11 protein-coding genes are annotated in these 10,972 nt (G+C 70.6%); 7 read left to right on the top strand and 4 right to left on the bottom strand.

What is annotated here, in order from left to right; all coding sequences use genetic code 11:
• The first annotated feature begins 115 nt into the window (after nt 1–115).
• Both HD596_RS06865 and HD596_RS06860 read left to right on the top strand, forming a co-directional pair.
• Nucleotides 116–283 carry a DUF3117 domain-containing protein gene (locus tag HD596_RS06865; protein WP_020545024.1) on the top strand — a complete coding sequence of 56 codons (168 nt, stop codon included), beginning with the start codon at nt 116–118 and terminating at the stop codon, nt 281–283.
• 78 nt (nt 284–361) lie between these two features.
• Nucleotides 362–1,765, top strand: a complete 1,404-nt coding sequence (locus tag HD596_RS06860) for a leucyl aminopeptidase (protein ID WP_185068464.1) — start codon at nt 362–364, stop codon at nt 1,763–1,765.
• Nucleotides 1,766–1,798: 33 nt separating this feature from the next.
• Here the strand turns inward: HD596_RS06860 and HD596_RS06855 are convergent, their stop codons facing one another.
• Entirely contained in the window at nt 1,799–2,437 is a 639-nt protein-coding gene (locus HD596_RS06855; protein WP_185068463.1) for an O-methyltransferase, read from the bottom strand.
• A 173-nt stretch (nt 2,438–2,610) separates the two neighbouring features.
• Here HD596_RS06855 and sigE point away from each other — a divergent pair, with 173 nt between their 5' ends.
• The 4 genes from sigE (at nt 2,611) to HD596_RS06835 (ending at nt 6,776) form a co-directional block, all read left to right on the top strand.
• Nucleotides 2,611–3,243, top strand: a complete 633-nt coding sequence (gene sigE, locus HD596_RS06850; RefSeq protein ID WP_185068462.1) for an RNA polymerase sigma factor SigE — start codon at nt 2,611–2,613, stop codon at nt 3,241–3,243.
• Complete coding sequence (locus tag HD596_RS06845) at nt 3,243–3,767, top strand: anti-sigma factor family protein (RefSeq protein WP_185068461.1); 525 nt, start codon at nt 3,243–3,245, stop codon at nt 3,765–3,767. The genes sigE and HD596_RS06845 overlap by 1 nt, the downstream gene beginning before the upstream one ends.
• A gap of 179 nt (nt 3,768–3,946) precedes the next feature.
• Entirely contained in the window at nt 3,947–5,674 is a 1,728-nt protein-coding gene (locus HD596_RS06840) for a S1C family serine protease (protein WP_185068460.1), read from the top strand.
• Between the two features lie 733 nt (nt 5,675–6,407).
• The gene (locus tag HD596_RS06835) at nt 6,408–6,776 is read left to right on the top strand and encodes a sec-independent translocase (RefSeq protein ID WP_185068459.1); all 369 of its coding nucleotides are present in this window, start codon (nt 6,408–6,410) and stop codon (nt 6,774–6,776) included.
• Nucleotides 6,777–7,467: 691 nt separating this feature from the next.
• Here HD596_RS06835 and HD596_RS06830 read toward each other — a convergent pair.
• Entirely contained in the window at nt 7,468–8,604 is a 1,137-nt protein-coding gene (locus HD596_RS06830) for an Mrp/NBP35 family ATP-binding protein (RefSeq protein ID WP_185068458.1), read from the bottom strand.
• 160 nt (nt 8,605–8,764) lie between these two features.
• On the opposite strand from HD596_RS06830, the gene HD596_RS06825 reads away from it, so the two are divergent.
• The gene (locus tag HD596_RS06825) at nt 8,765–9,226 is read left to right on the top strand and encodes a MarR family winged helix-turn-helix transcriptional regulator (RefSeq protein ID WP_313043038.1); all 462 of its coding nucleotides are present in this window, start codon (nt 8,765–8,767) and stop codon (nt 9,224–9,226) included.
• On the opposite strand, the gene HD596_RS06820 is transcribed toward HD596_RS06825, so the two are convergent.
• Complete coding sequence (locus HD596_RS06820) at nt 9,210–9,677, bottom strand: DUF1003 domain-containing protein (protein ID WP_185068457.1); 468 nt, start codon at nt 9,675–9,677, stop codon at nt 9,210–9,212. The genes HD596_RS06825 and HD596_RS06820 overlap by 17 nt on opposite strands.
• Nucleotides 9,658–10,878 (bottom strand): magnesium transporter MgtE N-terminal domain-containing protein, encoded by a 1,221-nt coding sequence (locus HD596_RS06815; protein ID WP_313043035.1) that lies wholly within the window; start codon nt 10,876–10,878, stop codon nt 9,658–9,660. Before HD596_RS06815 ends, HD596_RS06820 begins: the two co-directional genes overlap by 20 nt.
• Nucleotides 10,879–10,972 lie beyond the last annotated feature (94 nt).

The raw sequence follows: 10,972 nt of genomic DNA, 5'->3' as shown, positions 1-10,972 counted from the left end.
GCGCTCTCGATGCGGGAGAATAGGACATCACAGAAGACGTGAATGCGCCGACCACCCCCCACGGGCGGTCGGAAATCGCGGGCCGCGGGAGCCCAAGGCAGGAAGGGATGCACGCATGGCGGCGATGAAGCCGCGGACCGGCGATGGTCCGCTCGAGGTCACCAAGGAAGGGCGCGGCATTGTCATGCGGGTCCCCCTGGAGGGTGGCGGCCGGCTCGTCGTGGAGATTTCCGCCGACGAGGCGAAGGCGCTCGGCGAGGCGTTGAAGAACGTCGTCGGCTGAGAGCTCCCGAAAGACCACCTGTTCCACGGCCCTGGCGTAATCCCGCGCCAGGGTCGCTGACGTTCGAGGAGAGAATCCGTGCCCATTGAGACCACTGCGTCAGTGGTCGCCCAGGTTCCCGACGGAGCCGAGCTGCTGGCCGTTCCCTTTGACTCCGCCCTCAGCCCCGAGGTCGAGCTGCACCTGCCGGTGTCCGACCTGCTCGCCCACTACGAGGCCAAGGGGGAGGCGGGGGAGATCGTCGAGGTTCCCGTGGCACGGGCCGGCGGTGTCGGCCGCGTCCTGCTCTACGGAGTGGGCGACGGCTCGCCGCGTGCCCTGCGCAAGGCTGGCGCCGCGCTCACCCGCAGAGCCAAGGGCAGGGACACGCTGACCGTGGTCGCGCCCGAGGGCGACGTGGCGGCGTTCGCCGAGGCGGCGCTGCTCGCGGCGTACTCATTCAAGATCGGCAACGGCGGCAGGAAACCGGTGCGGGCGCTGGCCTTCGCGGGCGCGGACGCGGCGCAGGTGCGGCGCGCGCAGGTCGTGGCGCAGGCGGTGGCGCTCGCCCGCGACCTGGCCAACACCCCCTCCTCCGTCAAGAACCCCGCGTGGCTGGCCGAGCGGGCCGCCGAGGTCGGGGTGCCCGCGCGGATCTGGGACGAGGAGCAGCTGCAGGCCGACGGGTTCGGCGGCATCCTCGCCGTCGGCCGGGGCTCGGCCAGCCCGCCCCGGCTCATCCAGCTCTCCTACACCCCCGCCGAGCCCACCGACCGGCACGTGGTGCTGGTGGGCAAGGGCATCACGTTCGACTCGGGCGGCCTGTCGCTCAAGCCCAACGAGAACATGAAGACCCAGAAGACCGACATGGCGGGCGGCGCGGTGGTGATCGCCGTGCTCGGCGCGCTGGCCGAGCTGGGCGCGCCCGTACGGGTCACCGGGCTGATCGCCTCCGCCGAGAACATGCCCTCCGGCACGGCGCAGCGGCCCAGCGACGTGATCAAGCATTACGGCGGGCGCACGGTCGAGGTGCTCAACACCGACGCCGAGGGCCGGCTGGTGCTGGCCGACGCCCTCGCCTACGCCGACGCCGTCCTCGACCCCGACGAGGTCGTGGACATCGCCACCCTCACCGGGGCGATCACAGTGGCGCTCGGCCGCAACGTCGGCGCCGTCTACGCCTCCGACGACGCGCTGGCCAAGCAGCTCCTGGACGCCGGGCAGGAGAGCGACGACCGGCTGTGGCGGATGCCGCTGATCGAGGACTACGCGCCCGCCCTGGAGTCGACGATCGCCGACCTGGCCAACGTCGAGGCCGGGTCCAGGTTCGGGGCCGGGTCGATCACGGCGGCGCTGTTCCTGCGGGAGTTCGCGGGGCGGCGGCCGTGGGCGCACCTCGACATCGCCGGCGTCGGGCGCAGCACGGTCGACGAGGGCACGCTGACCAAGGGCGCCACGGGGTTCGGCGTCCGCCTCCTGCTGGAGTGGCTCACCCGCCCCTAGCCGGCCCGCTCGCGCCGGCCGGCTCGCCCGCGGCTAGTCGGCGATCTTGATGGCGGCCAGCAGGCCGTCGCCCAGCGGGATGAGCACCGAGCGCAGGCGGTCGTCCGACTGCACCAGCTTGCCCACCTCGCGCAGCGCCACCGTGTCGGTGTCGCGTTGCGCGGGGTCGGCCACCCGGTTGTGCCACAGCATGTTGCCGAAGGCCACGATGCCGCCCACGCGCAGCAGGCGGACCGCCTCGGCGAGGTAGTCGACGTACTCCTGCTTGGCGCCGTCGGCGAACACCATGTCGTAGCCGCCGTCCGACAGCCGGGGCAGCACGTCGAGCGCCCGGCCCGAGATGAGCCGCACCCGCCCGCCGGAGAAGCCCGCCTCCGCGAACGCCTGCCTGGCCAGCCGCTGGTGCTCGGGTTCGACGTCCACGCTCGTGAGCGTCCCGTCCGTACGCATGCCGCGCAGCAGCCACAGCCCCGAGACGCCGCAGCCCGTGCCGATCTCGACGACCGACTTGGCGTTGACGGCGGTGGCGAGGAAGCACAGTGCCGCCCCGCCGCCGGGAAGGATGGGTGTGGCCCCCATCTCCAGCCCGCGCTGTCGCGCCGTGTGCAGGAGCTCATCTTCCTGATGGAACTGCTCCGCATAGGCCAGAGTGGCCTCCACCGGGTTGGTCATCGGCCGCCTCCCCCCACTTTCGTGCGATTGGTCCACGTGATTGGCACCGATCGCAGCCTAGGGGAGACACGCCAGGACGGGAACTCAGGAGGGACCTAAGGCGTTGCAGGTTTAAACGGGCTTTGCCGGTCCGGAAGGCAGGCAGTGCGCACGAAGGGACGAAACCAGGCACTATGGCGGTAGCGGTGGTCCCAAAGAGAGGAGTTCTGGTGGACGAAAGCGACCACCAGGCGGATACTCCCGTGTCGTCTGACTGGACGCCTCCCACATGGGAGGAAGTGGTGCGGACTCACTCCGCACGCGTGTATCGGCTGGCATACCGGCTGACGGGCAATGTCCACGACGCAGAAGACCTCACCCAGGAGGTCTTCGTCCGCGTCTTCAGGTCGCTGTCGAGCTACACCCCGGGCACGTTCGAGGGGTGGCTGCACCGGATCACGACGAACCTGTTCCTCGACATGGCGCGGCGCAAGCAGCGCATCAGGTTCGAGGGGCTGGCCGACGACGCCGCCGAGCGGCTGCGTGGCCGTGAGCCGTCCCCGGCGCAGGCGTTCGACGACGCCCACCTGGAGCCCGATATCCAGGCCGCCCTCGACGCGCTCGCCCCCGAGTTCCGGGCCGCGATCGTGCTGTGTGACATCGAGGGCCTTTCTTACGAGGAGATCGCGGCCACGCTCGGCGTCAAGCTGGGTACGGTCCGAAGCCGTATTCACCGTGGCCGGGCGCAGTTGCGGGAGGCGCTCGATCATCGAGCCCCCCGTAATTCTCAACTCCCCCCGACCGTGATCCGTGGGGAGGAAGTCTGATGGCTCATCTTGGAGAACGCGTTTCCGCGCTCGTTGACGGAGAGCTCAACCACACCGAACGCGAGCGCGCGCTGGCTCATCTGACCTTCTGTGCCGACTGCCGGCAAGAGGTCGAGTCGGTGCGGGCGCTGAAGACGCGCCTGCGCTCCCTGGAGGGGCCGGCGATGCCGGCCGATCTGACGATGTCCCTGCTCCGGATGGCGGAGCCGGGCGGCCCGCTGCCTCCGAGGGAGCGCCCTTTTCCGTCCCGCACCTTCGGCGGGGTGCCCATCCCTGGGCCGCACACCATCGCACCGCTGGACAACCGTCCGCGCAGGGACGCCACTGGTGGGGTCTCGGGCCCTGGTCGCGGCGGTAGGCGGCGTTCGACCTACGTGGCCGTAGGGGTGGTCTCCGCGGCCGTCGCGCTCGGCACCTTCTTCGCGGCCACCGGCGTCGGACAGAACAACCCGGCGCCGCCGGTGGAGCTGTTCCAGCAGCCGCGCACCTCGCCGGCGGGCGCGCCCTCGACGGCCACTCCTTGACGTCGGGTTGACCTCCGGCTATGCCTGGGAGACTTGGACTTGGCGTACTTGGCAGCGCGCTGGGCATACGATCTGGGTTCGGGATTTGTCACAAGCGATTCCTGACAAATGCTTTATGACCCTCGTATGCCGCAAGAGCGAGGATTGCGGTGGCCGAGCCAAGGAGTGGTGAGACTTAGATGACCGACGAGACGCGCCCCAGCGAAGGACGCACGCCGTCGGACTACCCCGAACCACAGGGGCGGCCGGACTTCCTGCCCGCGGACGACTCACCCGACCAGGCCGGCCGGCTGCCGGAGCCGCCCGCCTCGTTCGGCACCTCCTGGGGTGACCCGTCGGGTCGCCCCTCTCCGGGTGTTCCCCCGTACGGTGGCCCGGCTTCGGGCGCTCCCACGTTCACGAGCCCCTCGTTCGGCTCCCCGAGCTCCTACGAGAGCCCCTCGCACGGCCAGGAGGGCAGCGGCCCGTCGTTCGGAAGCCCCTCGTACGAGACCGGCTCCTCGTTCGGAAGCCCTTCCTACGCGACCGGCCCCTCGTACGGGAGCAGCCCGTCTTACGGAAGCAGTCCCTCCTACGGAAGCGGCCCCTCCTACGGTGCCGGCCCGGACAACGGGACGCGCACCTACGAGAGCCCGCTGTTCGGCGGCCCGTCCCCGTCCGGCCCCACCGGCGGCAGCACGCCACCACCGCCACCACCACCGCCCCGTCAGGCGCTTCCCCTGGGCGCGGGCTGGGCGCCGCCGCCTCCGGGCGCGGACGCGGCCCCCTCGGGCGGCAGGCGCGGGCCGAGCACGACCCTGCTCGTCTCGACCGCCGTGGCCATCGCTCTGGTGGCCTCGCTGCTCGGCAGCGTCGGCACCTACCTGCTCACCAAGCCGAGTGACGGCAACGACCCCGGCTACAGCCTCGGCCCCCTGCCGACCGGCGCCGCCACCAACCGGGAGCCCGGATCGGTGGCCGGCGTGGCCGCGCGGGTGCTGCCCAGCGTGGTCTCGATCGAGGCCGGCACCACCACCGAGGGCGCGACCGGCTCCGGCTTCCTGATCAAGAACGGCTACGTGGTGACCAACAACCACGTGGTCGCGCTGGCCGCCAAGGGCGGCGAGATCCGGATCATGTTCAACAACCGCAAGACCACCCCGGCCAAGATCGTGGGCCGCGACCCCGGCTCGGACCTGGCCGTGATCAAGCCCGAGGACACGTTCGGGACGCCGGAGATCACCCTCGGCAACTCCGACCAGGTCGTGGTCGGCGACCCGGTCATCGCGATCGGCTCCCCGCTGGGCCTCACGGGCACGGTGACGACGGGCATCGTCAGCTCGCTCAACCGCCCGGTCATCGCGGGCGACGAGACGGGCGCCGGCACGGAGGAGCCCGCCTACATCAGCGCCATCCAGACGGACGCCGCCATCAACCCGGGCAACTCGGGCGGCCCGCTGGTGAACGGCAAGGGCGAGGTGGTCGGCGTGAACTCGGCCATCGCCACCCTCGGCCGCTCGGTGAACAGCCAGAGCGGCAGCATCGGCCTGGGCTTCGCGATCCCCGTCAACCAGACGCGGCGCGTGGCCGAGGAACTGATCACCACCGGCAAGGCCAAGCGGCCCAGGATCGGCATCGTCCTGGACAAGGACTACAAGGGCCAGGGCGTCAAGATCGCGTCGTCTCCCAGCGGCGGCCGCCAGCCGGTGGACGCCAACGGGCCGGCGGACAAGGCCGGGCTGAAGGCGGGCGACGTCATCCTGGAGATGGACGGGCTGGCCCTGCAGGACGGGAACGAACTGATCGCCCTGATCCGCAGCAAGGCGCCGGGCGCCAAGATCACCATCAAGTACCAGCGCGCCGGCCAGGAACGCACCGCCACCCTGACCGTAGTAGCCGACGACGAGCCCACCCCAACGCCGTCTTGATCGCCGCCTAGCCCGCCCGACGCCGTCTTGATCGTCCCCTAGCCCACCCGACACCGTCTTGATCGTCACCTAGCCCGCGCCCTCGGCCCGCCCTCAGCGGCGGGCCGGGTGCTTTGCTGCCCGTCCTTGGGCTTACGGCTGCGTGCGGCGGTCGCCCCGCGCCGTCTCCGGGGGTTTTACAGCTGCGTGCGGTGGGCGCCGCCTGCGCCGTCTTCGGTGTCCGTCCTTCGGGTTTTACGGCTGCCTGCGGCGGTCATCACCCGCGCCGTCTTTGGCCCCCTCCTTCGGGCTCTATGGCTGCGCGGGGCGGTCGCCCCCCGCGCGGTCTTTGGCGTCCGTCCTTCAGGTCCCTTACGGCTACGCGCGGCGAACAGCAGTGCCGCCGCTTTCAGCGCCCGTCCTTCGGTCCTTTACGGCTGCGCACGGCGAACAGCAGTGCCGCCGCTTTCGGCGCCCGTCCTTCGGTCCTTTACGGCTGCGCACGGTGGGCACCACCCGCCGACCCGGGTGACCGACCTTCCAGGGAGACGCTTACCAGCTTCCCCGGCGCGCCGCCGTTACGGACGGTGCGACCGGCTGGGTGGTAGACGCGTTGACCGGGGCCGGAGGGGTGTATGTGGGCAATGTCGGTGATATGACCGAGGGGGAACGACCGACCTACCCCCGGGAGCCCTTAGTCTGTGGATAGGCCGGGGTTGTCCTCGGAGTGATTGGACTGCGGTAGGAGCTCACGGTGTTCGGACTCGGGTGGATGGAGATCGGAGCGCTGATCGTGATCGCGCTGCTCGTCTTCGGTCCCGACAAGCTGCCTCAGGCCGCGTCTCAGGCGGGCAAGACGCTGCGCAACCTGCGCCGAATGGCGAACAACGCGCGTGACGACCTGCGTTCCGGGCTGGGCCCGGAGTTCGCCAACTTCGACCCCGCCGACCTCAACCCGAAGAACTTCGTCCGCAAGCACCTGCTCGACGACCTCGAGGACGACTGGAACAACAACAATCGTCCCCGGGAGCTGGAGCCCGCCACGACGGCTCCGTACACGCCCGAGCCGGTGGACGAGCTCGGCTTCGGGGAGATTCCCCCTTACGACGCAGAGGCGACCTGACGGGCCAAGGAAGGCTCGTCGCCGTCCATACGGCTCGCCGCGCCCCGGACAGCACACGAGGGCTCAAACGCCCCGCGGCCCATCCCCAGGACCATCGTCGCTCATGACCGGTTCTACGGCCCTCTGAGGGTCCTCCACGCCCCGTCCGGGCGCGCCTTAGTCAACGTGTCTACCTTCCAGTCGGTCGCACGGTCCGTAATGGGGTGCGCCGGGGAAGGGGGAGCACTGTCGCCCGTGCCCGCTCATAAGGCCCTCTGAGGGTCCTCCGCGTTCCTCTGGGGCGGGCTTCGGTCAACGCGTCTACCACCCAGCCGGTCGCACCGTCCGTAACGGCGGCGCGCCGGGGAAGCTGGTAAGCGTCTCCCTGGAAGGTCGGTCACCCGGGACGGCGGGTGGTGCCCACCGTGCGCAGCCGTAAAGACTGGAAGGACGGGTGCTGGAAACGGCGGGGTTGTTGCTCGCTGTGCGTAGACGTAAGGGACCCGAAGGACGGGCAGCGAAGAGCCAGCCGTAAGGGACCCGAAGGAGGGGCAGCGAAGAGGCAGCCGTAAGGGACCCGAAGGAGGGGCAGCGAAGAGGCAGCCGTAAGGGACCCGAAGGAGGGGCGGCGAAGAGGGAGCCGGATGGGCAGCGAAGACGGGGCGGCGCCCGGCCGGAGGACGGGCGCCGGAAAACAGGTGGGCGGCAAGAGTCAGCGGTTGGGGGAGAGGCCGAGTTGGAGGCCCTTGAGGCTGGTGGAGCGCTTGCTGAGGCCGGAGGCGATCTTGCGGAGTTCGGCCGCCGCCGGTGAGTCGGGCTCCGTCAGGACCAGCGGCTTGCCCTCGTCGCCCCCCTCGCGGAGCCGCAGGTCGATCGGGACCTGGCCCAGGAGCGGGACGCGGGCGCCCAGCGTGCGGGTGAGCGCGTCGGCGACCGTCTGGCCGCCGCCCTCCCCGAACACGGCGATGCGTTCGTCGCAGTGGGGGCAGGGCAGCCAGGCCATGTTCTCGATGACGCCGGCGATCTGCTGGTGCGTCTGCGCGGCGATCGACCCCGCCCGCTCGGCCACCTCCGCGGCGGCCATCTGCGGCGTCGTCACGACCAGGATCTCCGCCGTGGGCAGCCGCTGCGCCACCGAGATCGCGATGTCGCCCGTGCCCGGGGGCAGGTCGAGGAGGAGTACGTCGAGGTCGCCCCAGTAGACGTCGGCCAGGAACTGGTGGAGCGCCCGGTCGAGCATCGGCCCGCGCCAGACCACCGGCGTGTTGCCCTCCGGCTTGAACATCCCGACCGAGATGACCTTGATGTCGTGGGCCACCGGCGGCATGATCATGTCTTCGACCTTGGTGGGCCGCTCGGCGGCGCCCAGCATGCGCGGGATGCTGTGGCCGTAGATGTCGGCGTCGACGATGCCGACCTTCATGCCGGTGGAGGCCATCGTGGCGGCCAGGTTGACCGTCACGGACGACTTGCCGACCCCGCCCTTGCCGCTGGCCACCGCGAACACGCGGGTCAGCGAGCCCGGCTGGTTGAACGGGATCTCCTTCTCCGGCCCCCGGTCGCCGCGCAGCTTGGTCTGCAGCTGCTTGCGCTGCTCGGTGCTCATGACGTCGAGCTCGATCTGGACGCCCGCCACGCCGTCGAGCTTGGCGACGGCGTTGGTGACGTCGCGGCGGATGGTGTCCTTCAGCGGACAGCCCGCCACGGTGAGGAATATGCCCACGCGCACCACGCCGTCGGGAGCGATATCGATGCTCTTGACCATGTCGAGGTCCGTGATCGGGCGACGGATCTCGGGGTCGATGACGGTGCCTAGGGCTGCCGTCACCTGTTCCTGGGTAGGTGCCATCGAAGTCTCGGCACGAGGGAGTGCCGTCCCTCCTTTGTCGGTATATGTGTGACAGGCGCAGGGCGCCAGTGAGGATGCCCCTCCATGGTATGAACCGGCGGCCTCGCTGGGTTAATCCGTGCTGTTAGATGTCTGTGCAACAACGTCCTAAGGTTACTCCGTGACTCTTCTGCGCGACGAGGGCCTGACCGCCGAGGAGCTGGCGGTCTGGCGGATGATGCAGCGCGCCCAGGTGCGCATCACCCGGCATCTGGAGGCGGAGCTGCTCGTCGCCCACGAGCTGCCGCTGGCCTCGTACGAGGTGCTCGCGCGACTGGCCGAGGCGCCGGAGCGGCGGCTGCGCATGAACGATCTCGCGGGCCGCGTCCTGCTCTCCCGCAGCGGCCTGACCAGGCTCATCGACCGGCTGCAGCGGGACGGGCTGGTGTCGCGGGAGGCCTGCGCGGACGACGCCCGCGGGCTGTTCGCCGTGCTGACGGACGCCGGCGCGGCGCGGCTGGCCGAGGCCACCCCGACCTACCTGCGCGGCGTCCGGACCCAGTTCCTCGACCTGCTGGGCGCGGAGGAGATCACCCGCGTCCGGGCGATGGTCGCCAAGCTGGACCTCAGCGGCTCTCCTTGAGCTCCTCCGCGAGCCGCCCGAGCTCGGCGCGCAGGTAGTCGCGGGTGGCCAGCTCGTTCAGCGCCAGGCGCAGCCCCGCGATCTCGCGGGTCAGATACTCGATCTCGGCCTGGTTGCGCTCGGCGGTCTCGCGGTCCTGCTCGTACTGGATCCGGTCCCGGTCGCCCTGCCGGTTCTGGGCCAGCAGGATCAGCGGCGCGGCGTAGCTGGCCTGCAGCGACAGCATCAGCGTCAGGAAGATGAACGGATACGGGTCGAACTTGAGGTCCGGCGGCACGACCGCGTTCCAGATGACCCAGATCGAGACGACCACGGTCATGTAGACGATGAAGCGCCCGGTGCCGAGGAACCGGGCGATCTGCTCCGACAGGCGGCCGAACGCCTCCGGGTCGTAGTGCGGCCGCAGCGAGCGGCGCAGGGCCCGGGGCTGGTCAAGCCGTTCGGTCGTCATGGTCGTCGGTCCCCTCACGCCAGTCCTCGGGCAGGATGTGGTCGAGCACGTCGTCCACCGTCACGGCGCCGACGAGCCGGCCCAGCTCGTCCACGACCGGGGCGGCGACGAGGTTGTAGTTCGCCAGGTAGCGGGTGACCTCGCGCAGCGTGAAGTCCGGCCTGATCGGGTCGATCGACGGGTCGATCACGCTGCCGAGCAGTGTCGACGGCGGCTCGCGCAGCAGCCGCTGGAAGTGCGAGACGCCCAGGTAGGTGCCCGTGGGCGTCTCGGTGGGCGGGCGGGCCACGTAGACCTGCGCCGCCACGGCGGGGGTGAGGTCCTGCTGCCTGATGTGGGCCAGCGCCTCGGCCACCGTCGCGGTGGGGGGCAGGATGACCGGCTCGTTGGTCATCACGCCGCCCGCGCTGGTCTCCGGGTAGGTCAGCAGGCGCCGCACGGGGGCGGCCTCCCCGGGCTCCATCAGCGCCAGCAGCTTGGCCGCCTGCTCCTCCGGGAGGTCGTGCAGCAGGTCGGCCGCGTCGTCGGGGCCCATCTCCTCCAGCACGTCGGCCGCCCGCTCGGGCTCCAGCGTGCCGAGGATGGAGATCTGGTCGTCGGGCGGGAGCTCTTCGAGCACGTCGGCCAGCCGGACGTCGTTCAGGGCGCGGGCGATCTCGATGCGCCGCTTGCTGGGCAGCTCGTGCAGCGCGCTGGCCATGTCGGCGGCCCGCAGCGACTCGAACGCGGAGATCAGCCCGGCCGCCCCCTGGTCCTTCTGCAGCTTGTCGAACCCGGAGACCTCTTCCCACTCGACGATCCGCGGGTCGCGCCGCCTGCCCTTGTAGAGGGCCACCTGGGAGATCTCCCAGTGGGACGGCTTGATCTCGTCCATGGCCACGTCGTAGACGGTCATGGGCTCGCCCTCGTGCTCGACGCTCAGGTCCAGCATCTCGCCGATCACCAGCGTCTCGGTGGCGCGCTGCTCGAACCTGCGCATGTTGAGCCGCCCGGTGAAGACCACGGCACCCGGCTCGATGCGGCGTACTCGGGTGATGGGCAGGAACACCCTGCGGCGCGGCTGCACCTCCACCACCAGGCCGTGGACGTTGGGCCGCAGGCCGATGCGCAGGCCGACCACCACGTCCCTGACCCGGCCGATCTGGTCGCCCGCCGGGTCGAAGACCGGGGTGCCCGGCAGCCGGGCCACGAAGATCTTCACGTGGCCAGGCTAACAGTGCTGCCCCATTGCGCCCCGGACGCCTCTCATGTCAGTATCAAACGTGCTTAACGGTGATTACTGGCCAGGTGGTATG

Origin of the sequence: Nonomuraea jabiensis (genome assembly GCF_014204795.1) — a bacterium.
Classification (GTDB): Bacteria; Actinomycetota; Actinomycetes; order Streptosporangiales; family Streptosporangiaceae; genus Nonomuraea; species Nonomuraea jabiensis.
Note: the sequence above shows the minus strand (reverse complement) of the source record. Positions and strands in the feature narration are given on the sequence as shown.